Origin of the sequence: Donghicola sp. XS_ASV15 (genome assembly GCF_041224595.1) — a bacterium.
Taxonomy (GTDB): domain Bacteria; phylum Pseudomonadota; class Alphaproteobacteria; order Rhodobacterales; family Rhodobacteraceae; genus Donghicola.
In genome coordinates this window covers 142,872-163,401 of sequence record NZ_JBGFGN010000162.1, presented here as the reverse complement: position 1 = coordinate 163,401, position 20,530 = coordinate 142,872, and the positions used below count along the sequence as shown (strand labels likewise).

The following is a 20,530-nucleotide window of genomic DNA, read 5'->3' as shown; positions in this document are numbered from 1 at the left end:
CCGCGGACCGCGGCTTGCCAAGACGGTGCGCGTAATTATTTCAGTTGCTCGGCAAAGCGCCGGAAAACAGCGGGATAAAGCGAATGTTCTGCCGTCAGAACACGCGCTGCCAGATCGTCGGGCGTGTCGCCTGCGTGGATCGGCACACGCGCCTGACCCAAAATCGGACCATCATCAAGCGCAGGGGTCACCATATGAACCGTCACACCAGCTTCGGTATCGCCCGCCTCAATCGCGCGCTTGTGGGTGTGCAGACCCTTGTATTTGGGCAGCAGCGAGGGGTGGATGTTCAGCATCCGGCCCTGCCACTTCTGGACGAACTCTGCGGTCAGCACGCGCATGAACCCCGCCAGACAAATAACGTCGGGATTGGCAGCCAGCAGCGCCTCGTGCAGTTTGGTTTCAAAGGCTGCGCGATCCTCGAATTCTTTGTGGTCGACGACCGCGGTCTCTATCCCCATATCGCGCGCTTTGAACAGGCCGCCCGCATCGGGGCGGTTTGACATCACCAGCACAGGACGCGCAGGGTGATCGCCAGTCATGGACTCGGCCAGGCGGACCATATTCGATCCGCCGCCTGAAATCAGGATGGCCGTCCGGATCAAAGCAGAGCGCCCTTGTAGCTGACGCCCTCTCCTGCAACCACATTGCCGAGGGTATAGACTGTCTCGCCCTGCTCTTTTAGCAGCGCTTTCAGCGCGTCGGCCTCGTCTGCCGACACCGACAGGATCATCCCAATGCCGCAGTTAAAGGTCTTGAGCATTTCCAGCTCAGAGATGCTCGCGGTATCCGATAACCATTTGAACACAGGGGGCAATTCCCATGCGTTCAGATCGATCTCTGCGCCCATACCTTCGGGCAGAACGCGCGGTAGGTTCTCGGTCAGGCCGCCGCCTGTGATGTGCGCCAGCGCGTGTACGCCGCCCGCTTTGACCGCTGCAAGGCACTGTTTGACGTAAAGACGGGTCGGCGCCAGCAGTGCTTGGCCCACGGTTTCACCCGCTGCAAAGGGGGCATCGTCGTCCCACTTCAGACCGGCCACATCCACCACGCGGCGGACCAGCGAGTAACCATTCGAATGCACCCCGTTCGAGGCCAGACCCAGCAGCACGTCGCCTTCGGCAACGCCAGCGGGCAGATCTTCGCCACGTTCCATCGCGCCGACGGCAAAGCCAGCCAGATCGAAATCGCCATCACTGTACATGCCAGGCATTTCAGCAGTTTCGCCACCGATCAGAGCGCAGCCGGACTGCTCGCAGCCTGCTGCGATGCCGTTGATGATGGTGACCGCGTCGTCCAGCTCCAGCTTGCCGGTGGCAAAGTAGTCGAGGAACAGCAACGGCTCTGCGCCTTGGCAGACCAGATCGTTCACACACATGGCAACCAGATCGACGCCGATGGTCTCGAAGTAGCCGGTGTCGATGGCGATCCGCAGCTTGGTGCCAACGCCGTCAGTGGCAGATACCAGAATAGGATCCTCGTAGCCTGCGGCCTTCAGGTCGAACAGAGCGCCAAAGCCACCCAGACCTGCCATGACACCGCTGCGCTTGGTGCGAGCCGCTGCCGGTTTGATACGGTTGACCAGCTCGTTGCCTGCGTCAATATCCACACCAGCATCGGCGTAGCTCAGCCCATTCTTGCCATCGGTCATGAGGAGTCCCCTTATTTCGCGTTAGCGAGGCGATACCCAAATGCCGGGCCAAGGGCAATGGCACAGATGCCGGAACACCGCTGAAATCCCGCGAAAACCACTCGTTCGGTCGAACATCGTTTCAGCGCCACCTGCCCCTTGACGCCATTCGCCGCGATGAATAGGACTTTGCGCACTGGGGGCCTGTAGCTCAACGGTTAGAGCAGAGCGCTCATAACGCTTTGGTTGCGGGTTCAAATCCTGCCGGGCCTACCAGTGATTTATGCCCGCCGTCTCACTAGATTTTCCGACTGTTGCATTTCGTCGAAAGCGTCGCGCGTGACCCCGCCTGCCCCTTCGATTGCGCGCTTGCACTGCCAAGGTTTCTTAGCGATCGCTTTTGCGACAATCCTCGCGAGTTTCTTCTTCTTGTGCAGTGTGTGGGCCAACCTGTGGTCCAGCTTCGGTAACACGTAGTGTTTCGCTTTCGGATCTTTGGGAAAGCGATTCATGTGGATTAACTCGTCCGGAGTGCCGCCATGCAAGATGGTGACCACGCAGCGGTCTGTCGGCAAACGGTCAATCGCCTCGAACCGCCATTCCTTGATCTTCTTGCGAAAGAACATCCAACGGTCTTCCTCTGGCAACCGTTCTGGCATGGCCGAGTATTGAGGAACAAACGCAAGCACTTCGTCGATCTTGGTTAAGTAAGGCAGGATCAGCGCCATCGTCCCGCCCATCGAATTTCCAAGGGCAAAGACTCGTTTGATCCCTGCCTCTTTCACAACCTTCTCGATGGTTTCAACGATGCTTTCGGCAAGGCCGGGCCCGTTGAGCCAACTGCGCGAAGCATCGGAAACGAACAGAACGTGATTAAGGCCTTCTTGGTAGGCAGTTTGAAAGAATTCGATCGTTGGCTGCGAATGTCGATCGGTTCCAACGCCGGCCAAACTGATCACAAGCGTATCGCTGCTCCCGGGAGCATAGCTCATCACGAGGGGCGGCTCGTTCCGTAGCACCAGCAGGGAAACTTCTTTGTTTTCAGAACGAGCCATAAGAAAGCCAAGATTAATTGCCGTAAGTGACAATACTCCAGAGACATGAAGAATGAGACGTTCCAAAGGCTTAAATGTGTAAATTTTGGTTACTCATTTTGATTGTCTCGCGTCAAACGACCTCTCACGAACGCAAGCTCTGAATTTGGGACAGAATGGACGCTGATTTTCGGTTGGCGCTTATCCTGTTGGCAGAGCATGGGAAAATCGCGCGCCTGACACCTGTTTGTGTCCCAACCTTTACAATTCGCCGCTAAGCTTCAGGCAAATCACACAAAATGAGGGAACAGGATGCGCAGGCTTGCCGGAAAGACGGCCCTTGTGGTCGGGATCGCCAATGAACACTCTATTGCCTATGGAATAGCCAAAGCGCTCAAGGAAGACGGCGCTGAGCTTGTGCTGACCTACCTGAACGCCAAAGCCCGCCCCTATGTGGAGCCGCTGGCCGACGCGCTGGGGGCGAAACTCTTCATGCCACTAGATGTGACCAATCTTGACCAGCAGAATGCGTTGTTTGCTGCGATCAGCGACACCGTCGGCGGTGTAGATATTTTGGTGCATTCCATCGCCTTTTGCCCCGCAGAGGATTTGCATGGCCGCGTCACCGACTGTTCGCGTGAAGGCTTTTTGCAGGCGATGGATGTCTCGGTGCATTCCTTCTTGCGCCTGATCAAAGCGGCTGAACCCCTGATGCCCGATGGTGGCACCTGCATGACCGTCAGCTACTACGGAGCGGAAAAGGTGGTGGACCACTACAATATCATGGGGCCGGTGAAATCTGCACTGGAGTCGGTGACCCGTTACACCGCCGCCGAACTAGGCCCCAAAGGCATCCGCGTGCACGCCTTGTCTCCAGGCCCACTGGCCACCCGTGCCGCCAGTGGGATCGACCACTTTGACCAGCTCTTGAATGACGCCGCTGACCGGGCGCCCACCCATCATTTGGCCACGATCGAAGATGTCGGCGCCTGCGCCGCGTTTCTGGCCAGCGAAGGGGCTAAAAACATGACCGGCGGTGTTCATATGATTGACGGCGGCTACTCCATCCTCAGCTAAGCATTGCGCCCGAAAGGCCCATCTATGACCGTTCTGAAAAATACGCCCTTTGACGCGTTAACTGTTGGCATGCAGGCAGAGGCAGAGCACCTGTGCGTGGCAGACGATTTTTATGTCTTTGCCCATAGCTCGGGTAATCTGAACCCCATGCATCTGCCCAAAGAGGACGGCGACGGTGATGGCCGTCCCGAAGCGATCGCGCCCTCGGCTTGGGTCGGGGCACTGATCTCCTCGGTTCTGGGCAACCGTCTGCCGGGGCCCGGCACAATGTACGAAAGCCAGACCCTGAACTGGACCGGCCGTGCTCATGCGGGCGACGTTCTGGTGGCCAAGGTCACGCTCATCGAAAAGATGGACGGGAACCGCGTGCGCTTTGACACCTCGGTGGCGATCAAGGGCGGCGCGACGATCCTGACGGGAGAGGCCGTTGTGATCGCGCCAACCGACCTGCGAAGCTATGACCTGCATGACATTCCCGGTCTGCGCGTCCAGAGCCACGTGCACTTTGATCGCCTACTGGAACAGGCTGAACCTCTGCCCCCGATCCCAACCGCCGTGGTTGCACCCGAAGAGGCGAACAGCCTTGGTGGGGCGATCTTGGGGGCCGAGCATACGCTGATCCGCCCGATTTTAATCGGCAGCCAAGCCAAGATCGAGGCCGCCGCCGCAGAGATTGGCGCGGATCTAAGTGGGTATCAGATCATCGACCAACCCTCCCACACGGAGGCCGCTGCGATGGCTGTCAAACTGGTCCACGAGGGCCAAGCGAACGCTTTGATGAAGGGCCACCTGCACACAGATGTTCTCCTGTCAGCGGTGCTGAAATCCGGCACTGGTTTGCGCATGGGCCGCCGACTGAGCCATGTGTTCGTGATGGATGTCCCCAGTCTGGATCATCTGCTGTTCGTGACAGACGCCGCGATCAACATCGCCCCTGATCTGGAGACCAAGGTCGACATCATCCAGAACGCAATCGATCTGGCGATTGCGCTGGGGATCGAGGTCCCAAAGGTCGGCGTCCTGTCCGCCGTCGAAACCGTGAACCCCAAAATTCCGTCGACGCTAGACGCCGCCATTCTGTCGAAGATGGCGGATCGCGGTCAGATCCGCGGCGGGGTTGTGGACGGCCCGCTGGCCATGGACAACGCAGTCGACATCACTGCCGCACGGATCAAGGGCATCAAGTCCGCGGTCGCAGGGCATGCCGAAATCCTCGTCGCGCCGAACCTTGAATCGGGCAACATGCTGGCCAAGGAGTTGACTTTCCTTGCTGGGGCCGAGGCAGGCGGGATCGTTCTTGGGGCCCGCTGTCCGATCATCCTGACATCGCGATCCGACGATGACAAAGCACGCCTTGCCTCATGCGCGGTGGCGGCTATTTATGCGTGGAAGGTGCCCGTATGAGCGTACTGTTAACTCTGAATGCAGGCTCCAGTTCGATCAAATTCTCGGTCTACCCGACAGGGGATGGCGCCGCCCTCGCCCACGGCCAAATCGAGCGGATTGGATCAGACGAAGGCCGGATCGAATTCAACCACGGCAACCAGCAGACCCGTACGGACGTGGGCCAAGTGGACCACGCCGGCGCCTTGAACCGTATCCTTGATGAACTCGGAACCCACCTGAAACGAAGCAAGATCGTCGCGGTCGGACACCGGATCGTCCATGGCGGCCCCGATTTTGACGCTCCGCAACAACTGACGCCAGAGGTGATGACACGGCTCGCAGAGTTCGAACCGCTGGCACCGCTGCATCAGCCCCACAATCTGGCCGGTGTGCGCGCAGCGATGAATGCCTTTCCAGATGCATTGCAGATCGGCTGCTTTGACACAGCATTTCACCGCCATCACCCATGGGTGAATGACACCTTTGCCCTGCCCCGCAAGTACTATGACCAAGGTGTGCGGCGTTACGGTTTTCACGGCCTGAGCTATGATTTCGTGACCAGCCGTTTGGCTGAAATTGACCACCATGCCGCCCACGGCCGGACGGTAGTCGCGCATCTGGGCAATGGCGCGTCCATGTGTGCCATTCTAGACGGGCAATCCATTGGATCGACCATGGGGTTCTCAGCGCTCGACGGTCTGCCCATGGGAACACGGTCGGGGCAATTGGACCCCGGTGTGCTGCTCTATCTGATGGACCACGAAGGCATGAATTCCACTCAGATTACCAACCTACTTTACAAAGAAAGCGGGCTTCTGGGCCTCTCGGGCCTCAGCAACGACATGCGCACACTCCAAGAGGCAGGCACCCCCGAAGCCGAACAAGCTATCGCCTATTACACCTTCCGCATTCGGCGGGAACTGGGGGCGATGGCGGCGATCCTAGGTGGGCTCGACACGCTGGTTTTCTGCGGCGGGATCGGAGAGCATTCCACCCGCATCCGCGCTGAGGTGTGCAAGGGCATGGAATGGCTTGGAATTCAGCTTGACCCAGCCGCGAACGCCATGCACATGAGCGTGATCTCCACGGGCCGTGCCTCTGTCCGCGTGATCCCAACGGACGAAGAGATCGTGATCGCCCGCGCGGTGCGCGCCGCGCTCTAACGGGGCAGCACCAGATCGGCCATGAGCCCGCCCAAGTCAGGGCTCTGGTCTAGGCGCAAGCTGCCCCCATGCGCTCGTGCAATATCAGTCACAATCGCCAGCCCAAGACCCACGCCGCTGCCCTTGTTCTGGTTTCGCGCGGGATCAAGCCTAGAAAAAGGTTTGATCGCTTCGCCATGCATCTCTGGCGCGATGCCCGGCCCGTTATCTTCGACCCGAAATCGCACGGACTTCTCGCCAATCCGGCAGGATAGGCGCGCCTGGGTGCCGTAGCGCACCGCATTCCCAATCAGGTTCTCGACTGCGCGGCGCACGGCGACCGGACGCAGACGTGCCATCCCCTCGCCCTCGACCGGCAAGAGCGTCACGTTATGGCCAGAGCGCTCAAAACCAGAGACGATATCGGCCGCAAGATCGGCAGGGTTCAGGAGTTCCGGCTCGCCCTCGCCCTCGCCTTTGGCAAAGCTCAGGAACTCGTCCAGCAGATGCTGCATCTCGTTGACGTCACCCACCAATTCGTCGCGGCTCTCGTCGTCGATCATCGACAGGCCGAGTTTCAAGCGCGTCAGAGGTGTCCGCAAATCGTGACTCACCCCCGACAGCATCAGAGTGCGCTGCTCAATCTGCCGCTCGATCCGCGCCCGCATCTCGAGGAAGGCGTTCCCGGCGGCGCGAACCTCGGTCGCGCCAGAGGGTTTGTAGGGGACATGCCTGCCCTTGCCAAAGGCGTCTGCCGCGACCGCCATACGCTTAATCGGCCTCAGCTGATTTCGTAAAAATGAATAGGCAATCAGCGTCATGAAGGCGCCGGCAACCACAGTCCAGACCAGCAACTGATGCGGATTGGACGCAGAAACTTTGTTCCGGTCAAATGCAATTCGGGCAGTCCCCGCGGGTAGTACGACGTACACAGCAACAAGTTTGTCGTCTGGCAGGTCGACCGACAGGAGATTGGGGACCATCCGCCCAAGGACATCCTGCACCACGCTACCGGAAAAGTCGTAAAACCGGCGGCGCTCGGGAATGGCCTCTGTGTTTACCCCTTCCAACACCGAAAAACGAAGGCCGAATTTTCGGGACAGGGATTTCCCTTCTTCATCAAGCTCTGCAGGCCCGGCTTCAGAAAGTTGTTCCGAAATGTAATTCAGATCGAGCGCGAGCCCCCGGCTCAACTGACGAGTCACATCCTCGAAATGACGTTGGATGAACGTCACTGAAACCACCAATTGCACGGTCAACACAGGCAGGATCAGGATCAAGGCTGCGCGCCCATACAGACTGCGCGGCATATATTTTTTCAGCCAAAGAAACATAGACCTATTGCTAATCTGTTCTGCGGCAGGTGCAATCCATGAAACCGTTGCCATCGACGAAAGGTCCTTAGATGTCTGATCCGAAACAGCGCAAGGCGGGACAAGTCGTGCAGTTGGAAACCGACCTGCGATGCATCCTTGCGCCCAATCCGTCGCCGATGACCTATACTGGAACGAACACCTATCTTCTTGGGACCACAGACATTTGCGTCATAGATCCCGGTCCGGCTGATGATCAGCACCTGACTGCAATCTTGACCGCGCTTGAACCCAGCCAGCGGATTTCTGCGATCCTTTGCACGCATGCGCATCTCGATCACACACCGCTTTGTGCTGCCCTAAAAGAGGCCACCGGCGCGCCGACATATGGCTTCGGCACCGCATTCGAGGGCGAGTCGGCTCGCATGTCAGCTCTGCGCACACATAACGCGTTAGGCGGAGGCGAAGGGATCGATGCACATTTTGCGCCGGATATCCGCTTGGCCGATGGTGCGCAAATCGAGATAGGTTCGACCCGAATAGAAGCGGTCTGGACGCCGGGCCATCTAAGCAACCACGTGTGTTTTCGCACTCAGGATCGTGTCTTTTCGGGCGATCATGTCATGGGTTGGGCGACCTCCATGATCTCTCCTCCCGATGGAGATCTGGAGGCATTCATGACCTCTTTGGTAAAACTGAAATGCCCTGATGACCGGGTCTTTTATCCCGGACATGGCGCGCCCGTGTTTGAGCCATCGCGCCGTATCGATGACCTGTATGAGCATCGGATGGCACGAGAGGTGCAGATCATGGAAGCATTGGCCGAAGCCCCAGGGAACGCAGAAGATCTGGCGCGCCGCATCTACGCAGACATCGACGCGGCGCTCATCCCAGCCGCGACGCGGAACGTCCTTGCTCATTTGATCGCCCTAGAGGGCCGAGGTACTGCAAAAGCCAACGGGCCTATTTCGCGGAACACGACTTTTACCCGCTAACCAGAATTTTTGAAAAATTTCGCAAATGGCTCTGGACGTTCCTGCGAGTTCTTCTTAGTAACGCGCTCACAGTGTTCCGGCGTAGCTCAGCGGTAGAGCAGTTGACTGTTAATCAATTGGTCGTAGGTTCGATCCCTACCGCCGGAGCCATAATCAACCTAACTCGTTGATATTGAAAGAAAACGGAGAACAGCTTCGTTCACTTTCGCCCTCCCCTGCGATCCTGGCACACAGGCCGCACACACGAGGGGCACAAGCGGCTCACATACTGTGTTTCCCGTGGTTTCACGACGGCTCAACCGTCGAGGCCAGCATGACGACCTGCCGATACCTCCACCGCAAGGGCACCCGCTTTCACTTCCGCCGGCGACTTCCCGGATTTTCTGCATCCGTCCCTGCAATTTCTTTGCCTCTGGGGACGACAGACGAAAATCTTGCGCATAACTGGGTAAGACACCTGACCCAGGAGTCCGACCGGATGTTCGATAGCTTCATTTTCATGGCCCCGCCCCTGCCCGATGACCTCGTCGCGCGGTACTTCCGCCATTGCCTCGAAGACAGTCTGTTCACCATGCGCCGTCAGGTGAGGATGGCCCGGATGAGCGGCAGGTTCGGAGCTGAGGATGAAACCCGCCTCTCCCTGATGCCCATGATCCTGCAGAGCCTGCTTGAGGATGGGATCCGCGAAAGCCTGCCCCTGCAGCGGGTTGCCCCCGAATGGTCGCCTGCAACCCTGGGCATCGCGATGCACCTGTATTCCGTGGAAGCCCGTCGCATCCAGTCCCCGGAGGAGACGCGCCGGATTCAGCAGATCTTTCCGGCCATCAAAACGCCGGACCTCACCAGCGCAGAGCACACCGGCCAGCTGCGCGAGGCCTACATCGCCGCCCGCCTCGCTGCATTGCGCGAAGGAACCGCGCCGACAAGCTTCACCTCTCGTCGCGATGAACTGCAGCGCTGCGTGCCGGCTCCCACCGAACGAGACGTCGTGATCGACGACCCCATAAGGGTCGAACCGTCGCCGGCCCCGCAAGCCTCCGATCCAACATGGTCCGCTTCGCTCGAGCATCATGAAACAGAAACGACAAGCCCTTCGGCTTCAGCGCTAGTTGCCGACTTTCGGGCGCAGCCTGCGGCCGACATTGCACGTCCGGCCCCTAAATCCATCTGCAAGACCATGGCAACCCTCGCCGATCATTTCGCGGCTTGTAAGGATGTCGCCTTGGCCGCCGATTCCGACATTTGGTCCCCGGACATCGCCCATACCTTCTGGAGAGCCGTGCGGTCGGAAGCCATGACGCCAGCGGTTGCGGGGCAGCGCGAATCCGACATCAGGCGTTTCATGCTGATCCTCGGGATCACCAGCGTAACGCAGATTACTCAAGCAAAATTAGGCCATTGGAACGATGTCTTGAGGCAGTTTCCAAAGAAATTCCTGCGATCGGACAAGGACGCCTATCAGGAGTTGGAGGCCATTCTTCTGGGGGCAAGGAAGCTTGATGCCAAACAAAAGGGGCTCGCCTCGGGCACGTTGGATCGTCATGTGAAATCCGTTGAACTGTTAATCCGGCGTGCCGTATCGGAGGGAATGACAGACCTGAAGGAACTGGACCTGAAGGCCATCAAGCCAAAGAAGACGTCAGGGCGAAACCGCCACAAGAAACGAGCAAGCTTCACGTCCCAGGAAACCAACCGCCTTCTATCACATTCCCTGTGGACCGGCGCGGCCTCTTCTGCCAGACGCCATAATCCTGGGTCCGTCGTCACACGCGACGGCGCGTGGTGGATCCCGCTGATCCTGATGTACACTGGCGCTCGCCGCGCTGAAATCGCCGGGATGCTGGCGTCGGATATCCAGGACGTCGATGGCATTCCCGCATTCATCATCCAGTCGAACCAGTACCGAGGCATCAAAGGGGAGGCAAAAGATGCCGGTCGGTCACGTCCGTCAAGGTGGTGTAATTTGTCGGGTGGCCTGAGGTCATGATCAGGCGGCTTTTATGCTGAGAATTGGGTCTGTCTCCTCGTTGTCGATCTGAGCGAATGCCTCGACCATCATGTAGCGGCTGGCGGTTTGCCATTCGTCGTTTTGCTCAAAGAGCACTGCACCGATAAGTCGGATGATGGATGCCTCGTTTGGGAAGATCCCCACCACGTCGGCGCGGCGCTTCACTTCCTTGTTCAGGCGTTCGATCGGGTTGGTGCTGTGCAGCTTTGTGCGGTGCTGGCGCGGAAAGGCCATGTAGGCCAGGACATCGTGTTCGCTCACATCCATCAGCTCGGCCAGTTTCGGCCAGCGTGAACGGAGTTGGTCGGCGACGCGGCGCCAGGTTTCTCCGGCAGATGTGCGGTCGGGCTGGTCGAAGGCCTGTCGGATCGCCGCAGCGACGACGGTGTGCTGACCGCGCGATACATGGGCCAGAGCGTTACGCATCCAGTGGACGCGGCAGCGCTGCCAGGTGGCCTCGAACACGCGCTCGATGGCTGCCCTGAGACCGCTGTGGGCATCGCTGATCACCAGCTTGGTTCCGTCCAGCCCACGAGCCTTGAGGCCGCGCAGGAAGTCCATCCAGAAGGTCTCGGCTTCCGAAGGGCCAAGCCCCAGGCCGATGATCTCCCGCCGCCCATCGGTGTTGGCCGCAACGGCGATTATTGCGGCAACGCTGACGATCCGTCCGCCCTGGCGCACCTTCAGGTAGGTGGCGTCCAGCCAGACATAGGGCCAGTCGCCGGTGAGAGGCCGGTCGAGGAATTCTCCGACGCGTTCATCAATGTCTTTGCACAGCTTCGAGACCGTGCTCTTGGAAATGCCGCTGAGCCCCATGGCCTGCGCCAGCTCGTCGACGCGGCGGGTGGAGACGCCGCCGATCCATGCTTCCTGGATCACTGCCACGAGCGCCTTCTCGGATGTCTTGCGCGGCTCCAGGAAGCCGGGGAAGTAGCTGCCCTGACGCAGCTTCGGCACCTTGAGGTTCAGCGTGCCCAAACGGGTATCGAGAGCGCGCTCTCGATACCCGTTTCGCCATGTTGTGCGCTGATCGGCTCGTTCGTGCTTTCCTGCGCCGATCAGGCCTTCGACGTCGGCTTCCATGATCAGCTGCAGAACGGCTTCAGCGACGCTGCGAAGGAAGTCGCCGCCATCCTGCTTTGCGAGCAGTTCAGAAAGGTCCATGTTGGTTTTGGTCATCGGGGTCTCCGTGTGGTTCGTGGTTGAAGCGGTCAAACTCCACCTCGACCATACACCTCGATGGCCACCCGGGATTACACCGTTGGCGGTGCGGAAATTACACCACGTGCTCGGACACTTACGATTGCGTTCGGAGCACTTGCTTGGGCAATTGATTTCAAAGTATACTATCTTATCAGTTGAATCGCCCTTAACGTGCACTGCCGCATGTGACTAGGTGAAAGAGTAAGACCACAAAGATGTGGAAGAAGCCCGGCTGAAGCGAGATGCGTACACCTGGCTTCGTGGAGGGGGCAATGAGTTCAATCGAGGCTGTTTCTGACGACCAAAACCCGAGTGCGAATGTCGCGTTTTTGGTGATTGATGATGACGTTGTCGATCAAGAAATCGTCAAAAGGTCATTCAAAAAGGCCCATCTCAAGCATCCGCTGATTTTCGCCAACAACGGCGAAGAGGGCCTGCGTATCATGCGCGGCGAAGACCCAAATGTGCGGCTGAACGAGCCTTACATGGTGCTTTTGGACCTAAACATGCCGGTCATGGACGGGTTTGAAGTGCTCGACGCGATCCGCAAAGACGATCAGCTTCAGGACAAGGTTGTATTTGTCCTATCGACTTCCGATGATGAACGGGACGTGAAGCGCGCGTATCACTCTGGCATCTCAGGCTACATTAAGAAAAACGATATCGCGAAGGGCTTCACCGAAGCGACTCGGATGCTGTCGTCCTACGGAAACGTCATTGTCTTCCCCTAGGCGCTTCACACTACCCTAGCGCTTTCGCGATCTCGGATGCGAGCTTCATTGAAACCTCGGTCTTGCTCATGCGGGGCCAGTCCTGAGAACCGGCGTCAGTGACCAGCGTGACCTTGTTTTCAGTCCCGCCCATGATACCGGTCTCGGGGCGCACATCGTTTGCGACGATCCAATCGCACCGTTTCCGAAGGCGTTTTGCAGTCGCATTTTCGATCACGTCATGGGTTTCTGCCGCGAAACCGACGACCAGAGGGGGCCGTCCCGCGGCCATTTGAGAGACCCGCGCCAGTATGTCCGGGTTCTCTGCAAATTCCAGAGTCGGCAGCGCACCGTCTTGCTTCTTGATCTTTTTGCCAGACGCGCTCGCGACGCGCCAATCGGCGACAGCTGCAGCAAAGATCGCCGCATCAGCCGGAAGGTGCTCTTCAACCGCGACGAGCATTTGTGCGGCAGTCTCAACAGGCACGATGCGCGCGCCCACAGGCGGAGCAACGCTTGCAGGTCCCGTGACAAAGGTCACATCCGCCCCCAGGTCCATCAGCGCCTTGGCCAACGCGGCCCCTTGTGCACCAGAGGACCGGTTCGCGATGTACCGCACTGGATCGATTGGCTCGTGCGTCGGTCCAGACGTCACGAGGATATGCTTGCCTGTCAGAGGTCCAGACGTGAGCGCATTTCGAACAGCATTCAGGATTTCAGCAGGCTCTGCCATGCGGCCGGGCCCGTGTTCCCCACAGGCCATATCCCCGACATTCGGTCCCACAATGCGAATCCGATCCTCTAGCAGGGTTTCCACGTTGCGCTGCGTTGCTGGGTGGTCCCACATACGCACGTTCATTGCAGGCGCAATCATGACAGGCGTGTCGGTCGCCATCAGGAGCGTTGTCGCCATATCGTCTGCCTGACCTCCGACCATTTTTGCCATGATGTTGGCCGTCGCAGGTGCGACCACGACAAGGTCGGCAGACCGACTGAGCTGGATATGGCCCATCTCAGCCTCTTCGGTCAGATCAAAGAGATCTGTGTAAACTTTTTCCCCAGCAAGCGCCGATACGGACAACGGCGTCACAAATTCTGACGCCGCCTTGGTCATCACAGGGGTCACGGCTGCGCCCTGCCCTTTGAGCAGCCGGATGAGTTCAAGCGTTTTGTAGGCAGCGATCCCGCCAGCAATAATCAAAAGAACACGTTTTCCAGCCAGCATGACACCCTCTCAATCAGCTTGGGACCAAGAGGTAGGCTGCCTGCTTCGAAGAAGCAATCACTCCGTGGTGGCAAAGGCCGCGCAGGGGTCGCCGCGCTCGGTTCGGTCTGTCACGAGCCATGCATCATAAGGGGGCGCATCCTCCGGCGCCGCCTCCAATTGACCGAGCGAGAAAACCGAAAGGTCTGCATTGGCCAGCCTCATCATCGCGGGCGCTCCCCAATCGGTGCGCGCGTGCCCGTTCCCAGTGATAACCACGACCGGAGCGCCATGTTGGTCCAGAGCGTCGAGCGCTGCCTTGGCCAGAGCCGCGTCGCGCACCCTTTGCGCTGCAACCATACCGCCCATCATCTCTAGAGGCATGGCTCCACAATGTGCGTCAAACTGCTCTGACTCCCGCGCTGATTTCTGATCCGCCGGCAAGGGCTGATCCAACCCAAATCGCGCGGCGTCATCGCCAAACACATCCGCAGCCCCTTCTGAGAATGCCTCGCGCAGGGCCTCTCTCGGCACCCCGCCGCCATAAAGAACGGCGTCCGGTGCAGCAGCAAAAATAGGCCAGTAAAGGCTCAAATCCGGCCAACCACTCTGGGACCAATCCGTCGCTGCTTCGAAAAAAGCTTGGTCCTGTCGTTCCTCTGGACCGACAGCCTCTACCTGTTTTGATGTCAACATTTCGAAGACCATCGCTGTAGGCGAGAGCGCCTCTACGGCCTTGGCTTGGTTTTCGTGATGGATCGCAGAGTCGTGAAACTCCCCAAGCACGTAGACCTGCGCATCGGGAAGATGCAGCAGGTCTTGTGTACGGATTTCATCCGCTTGAACTGGCGCTATCGCGGCGCAGAAAGGAAGAGCTGAGAAGAGGCGTTTCATTAAAGAAAGGCTTGGACTTCTTTGCGCCCTCCTTCAAGTGACTTGCGCATTTTTACGTAGGCCGCAGCCTCTAGCTGACGCACGCGCTCTTTAGATAGGCCCAACTCGTTTCCGAGGCTCTCCAGAGTGCGAGCGCCCTCGCGCAGTTTGCGCTCGCGGACGATGAAACGCTCGCGCTCGTTCAGGTTCGACATCGCTTCGACCAGCCAAGAGCGCAGGCACTCGGTATCGTGTGCATGTTCGACCATGGCCGCAGATGAGGTGCTATCGTCCTCAATCGTGTCGATCCATTCGCGCCCCTCGTCTTCGGAACTTTGGGTCGCGTTGAGTGAAAAATCGTTGCCGGACAGGCGGCCTTCCATCATCACCACATCGGCAAGAGGCACCCCGACCTCGGTCGAAATCATTTGGTGCAGCTGGTCGCGATCAAGGTACTCACCGCGAGACGCCGCCTCGCGCTCAAGACGCGCCTGTACGCGCCGCATGTTGAAAAACAGGGATTTCTGGCTGCTGGTCGATCCGGTGCGCACCATTGACCAGTTACGCATGACATAGTCCTGAATGGACGCCTTGATCCACCAAACCGCGTAGGTCGAGAAACGCACACCGCGGTCAGGATCGAATTTATCTGCCGCCTTCATCAGACCCAGGCCTGCTTCTTGGATCAGATCATTCATCGGCGCACCGTAGCGCTTGAACTTCGCCGCCATTGAGATCGCAAGCCGCATGTAGGCGGTGATCAGTCGGTGTAGAGCGGCTTCGTCTCGATGGTCTCGCCATGCGTACGCCAGAGCCAGTTCGGTCTCCGCATCCAGCAATTCGGCCTTCATCGCAACACGCGAAAGAGAAATATCACTCTGGCTATCCAATACGGCCATGTTCACCCCTTTGCCTTTGGTACGCTTGACGCGTTCCTCAATTCCGTTTCTGCATAACTTACGCACAAGCCCCGCACTTGGTTCACTCAAAGGAGCAAAAAATGTTGCCGCATCTCACACTCGTCTTAGGCGGCGCCGCTTCGGGGAAATCCGATTACGCCGAAAAAATCCTGCGCAGCGCGTCCGAAAAACGTTTGTATGTTGCGACAGCGCAGGCGTGGGATGACGAAATGAAAGCAAAAATTCAGGCCCATCAGGATGCCCGCGCCTCTGACGGATGGCGCACAATAGAGGCTCCGCTGGCTCCGGATGAGGCGTTGCGCACAATGGAACGCGACGAAATTGCTCTGCTGGACTGCGCCACAATGTGGCTTACCAATCACCTTCTAACTGACTCAGACATCCATCAAGCGCAGCGCGCGCTTTTTGCCGGTCTGGCCGAAGCACCGGGACGGGTGGTTATCGTGACAAACGAGGTCGGTGCGGGGATCGTGCCCGACAATGCACTTGCACGGCGGTTCCGAGAGGCGCAAGGTCGCCTGAATCGAGAGATTGCGGAGCGCGCAGACTTGGTTGTCGCCGTCATGGCGGGTTTGCCGCTTGCACTCAAAGGCAAACTTCCATGAGCCAGCTCTATTTGGTGCGTCATGGTCCGACGCATGTAAAAACTCTGATCGGGTGGACTGATGTTCCTGCGGATCTGTCGGATGGGGCTGCCCTCGCACGACTTGACGCGGCTTTGCCTGCAGATGCGGTTGTGGTGTCCTCCGACCTGACCCGCGCCATATCCACGGCAGATGCCATTCAAGGCAAACGCGTGCGCCTCCCCCACGACACCCGACTGCGAGAAATTCATATGGGCGATTGGGAAGCGCGGACTTGGCAGGACGTCGACGCAGAATATGGCGACTGGCTGCGTCGGTACTACGAAGAGCCCGGTGACATCGCGCCGCCAGCGGGCGAAAGCTGGAATACCCTGAGCGCACGTGTCTGGCAGGTTCTGGAAGGTCTTTTGTCGCAGCACCAATGCGTGGTTGCGGTTGCCCACATGGGGCCGATCCTCAGCATGGTGCAGCGCGCCAAGGGCATCACCGCCTACGAGGCCTTGGGCCATCCGATTGCACATCTATCCTTAACGCAGATCGAATTTGGCCAAGCAGGTCTCAACGTCTCGGTCATTAGCCACCTCCCCTAGCGTTTTAACCCTTTGGCAACCCTGTTCGCGCTACCCAAAGCGCAGTAGGAGTCCGTAAAAGTGGTCGCAAAGACATACACAGTTGCATTCGATGGTGTCACCGCACGGCAAGTAGAGGTCCAGTGCACGCTCACGCCTGGCCTTCCGTCCTTTTCGGTCGTTGGCTTACCCGACAAAGCCGTTTCAGAGGCCAAAGAGCGCGTCCGCGCCACGCTCGAATGTCTGACGATCGCGCTGCCTTCAAAGAAGATCACGATCAATCTGTCGCCCGCCGATCTCCCCAAAGAAGGGTCTCACTTTGACCTACCGATCGCCATTGCGTTGCTTGCTGCGATTGAGGCTATTCCACCAGATCAGGCCGAAGGGCTGGTCTCGCTTGGGGAACTCTCGCTTGATGGCCGCCTTGTCGAAGTCGCCGGAGCGCTGCCCGCAGCAATGTGCGCCGCCGCCGAGGAACGGGATTTGCTGTGCCCCGCAGCATCCGGCCCAGAGGCGGCATGGGTTGGGGATTGCTCTGTTTACGCAGCGAAGGACATGAGCGCGGTATTGAGGCATTTCGCGGGCCAAAATCCAATGGAGGTGGCGGAACCCGGCGCGGTAAACAACACAGAGCACCAAGGCTGCATGCGCGACATACGCGGCCAAGAGCGCGCGAAACGTGCTCTGGAAATTGCCGCAGCGGGCGGACATCATCTGTTCTTGATGGGAACGCCGGGGTCAGGGAAATCCATGTTGGCGGCGCGTCTGCCAGGCATTCTGCCGCCCCTTGACGCCAGTGAAGCGTTGGAGACCAGCATGGTCCACTCTGTGGCAGGGCTGCTGAAAAACGGCGGCATCACGCGGGACCGCCCCTTCAGAACGCCCCATCACACCGCCTCTGTCGCGGCTGTGGCCGGCGGCGGCAAAGGCGCGAAGCCCGGAGAAATCAGCCTTGCTCATAACGGCGTGCTTTTTCTCGACGAACTTCCTGAATACCCGCGAAACGTCCTAGAAACCCTGAGACAACCAATTGAAACGGGCCGCATCATGGTGGCGCGGGCGAATGCCCATGTCGAATACCCTTGCCGCTTCATGCTGATCGCAGCGGCTAATCCCTGCCGCTGTGGGTATCTGACCGACCCCGCGCACGCCTGCGCTCGCGTCCCGAAATGCGGTCAGGATTACCTTGCCAAGGTAAGCGGTCCATTGATGGATCGCTTTGACATGCGCCTCGAAGTTCCCCCGGTCAGTTTTCAGGATCTGGATCTCCCCCCAAGCGGCCCAACAAGCGCCGAGATTGCCGAACGCGTGGTCGCTGCACGCGCGATACAGTCGGCTCGCTACAGCCAAAACCCAGAGTTTCGCACAAATTCTGATTGTGACGGCTCTAAGATCCTAAGCGTGGCCGCGCCCGATTCCGAGGGACGCGCGTTATTATCGCGCGTGGCCGACCGCATGGGATTAACCGCCCGAGGTTACCACAGGGTACTACGGGTGGCGCGAACCATCGCCGATTTGGAGCAGAGTGATAAGGTCGCGCGCCACCACATCGCAGAAGCGATCAGTTACCGTCTGACCATGTCCGCCAGCGGCCATTTGGGTTAAGAGATTCAGCCCCGCTTTGCTTCGATCACCTTCCAGATCTTCTCTGCCACGTTGATGTCGTCGAACCGCTCCAACTCCTGAATTCCGGTTGGAGACGTCACATTGATCTCGGTCAGGTAGTCGCCGATCACGTCAATGCCGACAAAGATCAAGCCTTTTTCTTTCAACGCAGGGCCAATCTTTGCGCAAATTTCCAAATCACGCTCCGTCAGAGAGACCTTCTCCGGCTTGCCACCAACATGCATGTTGCTTCGTGTCTCACCCGCCGCTGGAACGCGGTTGATCGCGCCGACAGGCTCGCCATCAATCAAAATGACGCGCTTGTCACCTTTAGAAACAGCTGGCAAAAACTTTTGTGCAATCAGGGGCTCGCGCGAGAACCCTGTGAATGTCTCAAAGAGCGACGCAAGGTTTCTGTCCTCTTTTGTGAGCTTGAAAACGCCAGCGCCGCCGTTTCCGTAGAGCGGCTTAACGATCACATCGCCATGGTCGTCTTTGAACGCCTTCAGTGCCTCCAGATTACGGGCGATTGCCGTCGGAGGAGTCAACTCCGGAAAATCGAGAACCATCAGTTTTTCTGGGCAGTTTCTAACCCAGAACGGATCATTCACGACCAGTGTTTCGTCGCGTACCCGGTCCAGCAAGTGCGTCGTCGTAATGTAGTGCATGTCGAACGGCGGGTCCTGACGTAGCCACACCACGTCCATATCTGTCAACGGAGTAACGACTGGAGAGCCCAGTTCAAAATGATCGCCTTCAACCCGACGCACCTTCAACGAGGCCATTTCTGCGTACACCACGCCTTCGCGGTAAAACATATGATCTGGCAGGTAGTAATATAGCTCGTGACCACGAGCCTGCGCCTCTTCGGCCAACCGGAAGGTGCTGTCTGCGTTGATGTTTACTGGACCAATCGGGTCCATCTGGAATGCAACTTTCAGCACCATCGCGCCTCTCCTTCTTGAATGCGCTTCATAGATGGCGCGACAGGACCACTACTGCAATGGGTTAAGCCGCCAATAAGGCATTTTCCAGAATCTCGATCCGCCCAACTTGGTCCATCAGTGCAACGTCCACACGCATGTCAATATTTGTGCGACCATGGCGCTGCGCAGCAAATTCTTCGGCGGCCCGCCTCAATCGATTTTGTTGTCGCACACTCAAAGATGCGGCAGCACGTGCATGTGTTTTAGACGATTTGACTTCAACAAAGATAAGGCCAGTCGGGCCTTCTGCAACGATATCTATCTCGCCGGATTTTCCGCGCCAGCGTCTCGCGAGAATACGATGTCCAGCAGACTGATATTTCAACGCCACACTTTCTTCTGCAGCAAACCCTGCGAGGTATGATTTTTGTCCACTCAAGCGTCTTCCTTCCCAATTTTCAGAGCTAACTGGTAGACTTGTCGACGTGGTAGCGCGTTGGCTCGGGCAATCGCGTCGCTCGCGTCTTTTACAGACATACGCGAAAGCGCATCGCGAAGCTGCTCCTCAATGCTTTCTTGGTTAACGCTTGCTGTCTCTTGCTTTCCGATCAAGACAACGATTTCGCCCTTTAGTTGGCGCGATGCCAAGATATCTCGGACTTCGCCGAGTGTCCCGCGTATCACTTCCTCAAATTTCTTCGTCAGTTCGCGGCAAACAGCCACTTCACGATCCTCGCCTAGAACTTCGGCTGCATCGGAGATCATCGCGGTGATGCGTTTGGGCGATTCATAGAAGACCAGTGTTGCTGGAATCTGACCAAGTTCAATGAGCGCCGCTTTGCGCTGAGATTTCGTGTTGGCCAAAAACCCTTCGAATAGGAACCTGTCTGTGGGCAGCCCTGCAATGGTCAGCGCTGTCAGCACTGCTGACGCCCCGGGAGCCGCATGGACCGGATGCCCTTCGCTGATCGCATCTTTCGACAACTGGAACCCGGGGTCAGCAACCAAAGGCGTTCCAGCCTCTGAGGCGTAGGCAACCGATTTCCCCTCTGCCAGCGCATTCATCAAGCGCGGACGGGCTTGCGGCCCATTGTGATCGTGGTAGGCAACGAGCTGGCGGTCCCCGATGGCCACCCCGTGGATCTCCATCAAGCGCCGCAATGTGCGCGTATCTTCAGCAGCGAGCACATCTGCAGAAGCCAGAATATCCAAAGCCCTCAGCGTGATATCTCGTGCTGTCCCGATCGGCGTTGCCACAAAATACAACCCAGCGGCGAGTTTTTCGATTTTTTGAATACCCACTGGACCCATCCCCTTTGTTCTCTATGATCCGCCCCAGCAACCTGCTCTG

General features: G+C 58.3%; 20 protein-coding genes and 2 tRNA genes. 11 read left to right on the top strand and 11 right to left on the bottom strand.

The annotated features are described in order from the left end of the window. Positions 1-35: 35 nt before the first annotated feature. The gene (gene purN, locus AB9K37_RS17210; protein ID WP_369841011.1) at positions 36-605 is read right to left on the bottom strand and encodes a phosphoribosylglycinamide formyltransferase; all 570 of its coding nucleotides are present in this window, start codon (positions 603-605) and stop codon (positions 36-38) included. Further along, positions 602-1,651 (bottom strand): phosphoribosylformylglycinamidine cyclo-ligase, encoded by a 1,050-nt coding sequence (purM, locus tag AB9K37_RS17205; RefSeq protein WP_369841009.1) that lies wholly within the window; start codon positions 1,649-1,651, stop codon positions 602-604. The genes purN and purM overlap by 4 nt, the downstream gene beginning before the upstream one ends. Positions 1,652-1,830: 179 nt before the next feature. Here purM and AB9K37_RS17200 point away from each other — a divergent pair. Next, positions 1,831-1,906: transfer RNA gene (locus tag AB9K37_RS17200), tRNA-Ile, on the top strand. Positions 1,907-1,911: 5 nt separating this feature from the next. Here AB9K37_RS17200 and AB9K37_RS17195 read toward each other — a convergent pair. Next, a complete protein-coding gene (locus AB9K37_RS17195) occupies positions 1,912-2,751 on the bottom strand; it encodes an alpha/beta fold hydrolase (protein WP_369841007.1) in 840 nt (279 codons plus the stop codon). A gap of 225 nt (positions 2,752-2,976) precedes the next feature. On the opposite strand from AB9K37_RS17195, the gene fabI reads away from it, so the two are divergent. The 3 genes from fabI to AB9K37_RS17180 are packed head-to-tail and all read left to right on the top strand — an operon-like array spanning position 2,977 to position 6,290. Further along, complete coding sequence (gene fabI, locus AB9K37_RS17190; RefSeq protein ID WP_369841005.1) at positions 2,977-3,741, top strand: enoyl-ACP reductase FabI; 765 nt, start codon at positions 2,977-2,979, stop codon at positions 3,739-3,741. 24 nt (positions 3,742-3,765) lie between these two features. Beyond that, the gene (locus tag AB9K37_RS17185; protein WP_369841003.1) at positions 3,766-5,145 is read left to right on the top strand and encodes a bifunctional enoyl-CoA hydratase/phosphate acetyltransferase; all 1,380 of its coding nucleotides are present in this window, start codon (positions 3,766-3,768) and stop codon (positions 5,143-5,145) included. Further along, entirely contained in the window at positions 5,142-6,290 is a 1,149-nt protein-coding gene (locus tag AB9K37_RS17180; protein ID WP_369841001.1) for an acetate/propionate family kinase, read from the top strand. The genes AB9K37_RS17185 and AB9K37_RS17180 overlap by 4 nt, the downstream gene beginning before the upstream one ends. Here the strand turns inward: AB9K37_RS17180 and AB9K37_RS17175 are convergent. Then, positions 6,287-7,579 carry an ATP-binding protein gene (locus AB9K37_RS17175; protein WP_369840999.1) on the bottom strand — a complete coding sequence of 431 codons (1,293 nt, stop codon included), beginning with the start codon at positions 7,577-7,579 and terminating at the stop codon, positions 6,287-6,289. The two genes, AB9K37_RS17180 and AB9K37_RS17175, sit on opposite strands and share 4 nt — an antisense overlap. A 95-nt stretch (positions 7,580-7,674) precedes the next feature. On the opposite strand from AB9K37_RS17175, the gene AB9K37_RS17170 reads away from it, so the two are divergent. The 3 genes from AB9K37_RS17170 (at position 7,675) to AB9K37_RS17160 (ending at position 10,564) form a co-directional block, all read left to right on the top strand. Beyond that, a complete protein-coding gene (locus AB9K37_RS17170) occupies positions 7,675-8,577 on the top strand; it encodes an MBL fold metallo-hydrolase (protein WP_369840997.1) in 903 nt (300 codons plus the stop codon). A 75-nt stretch (positions 8,578-8,652) separates the two neighbouring features. Then, a tRNA-Asn gene (locus AB9K37_RS17165) sits at positions 8,653-8,727 on the top strand. A 328-nt stretch (positions 8,728-9,055) separates the two neighbouring features. After that, a complete protein-coding gene (locus AB9K37_RS17160; RefSeq protein WP_369840996.1) occupies positions 9,056-10,564 on the top strand; it encodes a hypothetical protein in 1,509 nt (502 codons plus the stop codon). On the opposite strand, the gene AB9K37_RS17155 is transcribed toward AB9K37_RS17160, so the two are convergent. After that, complete coding sequence (locus AB9K37_RS17155) at positions 10,565-11,764, bottom strand: IS256 family transposase (RefSeq protein WP_369840994.1); 1,200 nt, start codon at positions 11,762-11,764, stop codon at positions 10,565-10,567. 296 nt (positions 11,765-12,060) lie between these two features. On the opposite strand from AB9K37_RS17155, the gene AB9K37_RS17150 reads away from it, so the two are divergent. Then, on the top strand, positions 12,061-12,519 hold the full coding sequence (locus AB9K37_RS17150; protein ID WP_369840992.1) for a response regulator: 459 nt from the start codon (positions 12,061-12,063) through the stop codon (positions 12,517-12,519). A gap of 10 nt (positions 12,520-12,529) precedes the next feature. On the opposite strand, the gene coaBC is transcribed toward AB9K37_RS17150, so the two are convergent. The 3 genes from coaBC to AB9K37_RS17135 are packed head-to-tail and all read right to left on the bottom strand — an operon-like array spanning position 12,530 to position 15,474. Beyond that, the gene (coaBC, locus tag AB9K37_RS17145; protein WP_369840991.1) at positions 12,530-13,723 is read right to left on the bottom strand and encodes a bifunctional phosphopantothenoylcysteine decarboxylase/phosphopantothenate--cysteine ligase CoaBC; all 1,194 of its coding nucleotides are present in this window, start codon (positions 13,721-13,723) and stop codon (positions 12,530-12,532) included. A gap of 57 nt (positions 13,724-13,780) precedes the next feature. Further along, on the bottom strand, positions 13,781-14,596 hold the full coding sequence (locus AB9K37_RS17140; RefSeq protein ID WP_369840990.1) for a ChaN family lipoprotein: 816 nt from the start codon (positions 14,594-14,596) through the stop codon (positions 13,781-13,783). After that, entirely contained in the window at positions 14,596-15,474 is an 879-nt protein-coding gene (locus AB9K37_RS17135; RefSeq protein ID WP_369840989.1) for an RNA polymerase factor sigma-32, read from the bottom strand. The genes AB9K37_RS17140 and AB9K37_RS17135 overlap by 1 nt, the downstream gene beginning before the upstream one ends. Positions 15,475-15,575: 101 nt before the next feature. Here AB9K37_RS17135 and cobU point away from each other — a divergent pair, with 101 nt between their 5' ends. From cobU to AB9K37_RS17120, 3 genes are read left to right on the top strand one after another with little or no spacing between them, the layout of a single operon-like run. After that, positions 15,576-16,100: a bifunctional adenosylcobinamide kinase/adenosylcobinamide-phosphate guanylyltransferase gene (gene cobU / locus AB9K37_RS17130; RefSeq protein WP_369840988.1), complete on the top strand. Its 525-nt coding sequence runs from the start codon at positions 15,576-15,578 to the stop codon at positions 16,098-16,100. Continuing rightward, complete coding sequence (locus tag AB9K37_RS17125) at positions 16,097-16,669, top strand: histidine phosphatase family protein (protein ID WP_369840987.1); 573 nt, start codon at positions 16,097-16,099, stop codon at positions 16,667-16,669. Before cobU ends, AB9K37_RS17125 begins: the two co-directional genes overlap by 4 nt. A 60-nt stretch (positions 16,670-16,729) precedes the next feature. Next, on the top strand, positions 16,730-18,253 hold the full coding sequence (locus AB9K37_RS17120) for a YifB family Mg chelatase-like AAA ATPase (protein WP_369840986.1): 1,524 nt from the start codon (positions 16,730-16,732) through the stop codon (positions 18,251-18,253). A 5-nt stretch (positions 18,254-18,258) separates the two neighbouring features. On the opposite strand, the gene gshB is transcribed toward AB9K37_RS17120, so the two are convergent. The 3 genes from gshB to rsmI all read right to left on the bottom strand — a co-directional run bounded on the left by gshB (position 18,259) and on the right by rsmI (position 20,490). Continuing rightward, positions 18,259-19,194, bottom strand: coding sequence for a glutathione synthase (gshB, locus tag AB9K37_RS17115; RefSeq protein WP_369841465.1), 936 nt, complete (start codon positions 19,192-19,194; stop codon positions 18,259-18,261). A gap of 67 nt (positions 19,195-19,261) precedes the next feature. Then, on the bottom strand, positions 19,262-19,618 hold the full coding sequence (locus AB9K37_RS17110) for a YraN family protein (protein ID WP_369840985.1): 357 nt from the start codon (positions 19,616-19,618) through the stop codon (positions 19,262-19,264). Further along, positions 19,615-20,490 carry a 16S rRNA (cytidine(1402)-2'-O)-methyltransferase gene (rsmI, locus tag AB9K37_RS17105; protein WP_369840984.1) on the bottom strand — a complete coding sequence of 292 codons (876 nt, stop codon included), beginning with the start codon at positions 20,488-20,490 and terminating at the stop codon, positions 19,615-19,617. The genes AB9K37_RS17110 and rsmI overlap by 4 nt, the downstream gene beginning before the upstream one ends. Between the last annotated feature and the right edge of the window lie 40 nt (positions 20,491-20,530).

Coding starts and splice junctions, on each gene's coding strand:
- purM (WP_369841009.1), bottom strand. CDS start 1,651: ATGACCGATGGCAAGAATGGGCTGAGCTACGCCGATGCTGGTGTGGAT.
- fabI (WP_369841005.1), top strand. CDS start 2,977: ATGCGCAGGCTTGCCGGAAAGACGGCCCTTGTGGTCGGGATCGCCAAT.
- AB9K37_RS17185 (WP_369841003.1), top strand. CDS start 3,766: ATGACCGTTCTGAAAAATACGCCCTTTGACGCGTTAACTGTTGGCATG.
- AB9K37_RS17180 (WP_369841001.1), top strand. CDS start 5,142: ATGAGCGTACTGTTAACTCTGAATGCAGGCTCCAGTTCGATCAAATTC.
- AB9K37_RS17175 (WP_369840999.1), bottom strand. CDS start 7,579: ATGCCGCGCAGTCTGTATGGGCGCGCAGCCTTGATCCTGATCCTGCCT.
- AB9K37_RS17170 (WP_369840997.1), top strand. CDS start 7,675: ATGTCTGATCCGAAACAGCGCAAGGCGGGACAAGTCGTGCAGTTGGAA.
- AB9K37_RS17160 (WP_369840996.1), top strand. CDS start 9,056: ATGTTCGATAGCTTCATTTTCATGGCCCCGCCCCTGCCCGATGACCTC.
- AB9K37_RS17155 (WP_369840994.1), bottom strand. CDS start 11,764: ATGACCAAAACCAACATGGACCTTTCTGAACTGCTCGCAAAGCAGGAT.
- AB9K37_RS17150 (WP_369840992.1), top strand. CDS start 12,061: ATGAGTTCAATCGAGGCTGTTTCTGACGACCAAAACCCGAGTGCGAAT.
- coaBC (WP_369840991.1), bottom strand. CDS start 13,723: ATGCTGGCTGGAAAACGTGTTCTTTTGATTATTGCTGGCGGGATCGCT.
- AB9K37_RS17140 (WP_369840990.1), bottom strand. CDS start 14,596: ATGAAACGCCTCTTCTCAGCTCTTCCTTTCTGCGCCGCGATAGCGCCA.
- AB9K37_RS17135 (WP_369840989.1), bottom strand. CDS start 15,474: ATGGCCGTATTGGATAGCCAGAGTGATATTTCTCTTTCGCGTGTTGCG.
- cobU (WP_369840988.1), top strand. CDS start 15,576: ATGTTGCCGCATCTCACACTCGTCTTAGGCGGCGCCGCTTCGGGGAAA.
- AB9K37_RS17125 (WP_369840987.1), top strand. CDS start 16,097: ATGAGCCAGCTCTATTTGGTGCGTCATGGTCCGACGCATGTAAAAACT.
- rsmI (WP_369840984.1), bottom strand. CDS start 20,490: ATGGGTCCAGTGGGTATTCAAAAAATCGAAAAACTCGCCGCTGGGTTG.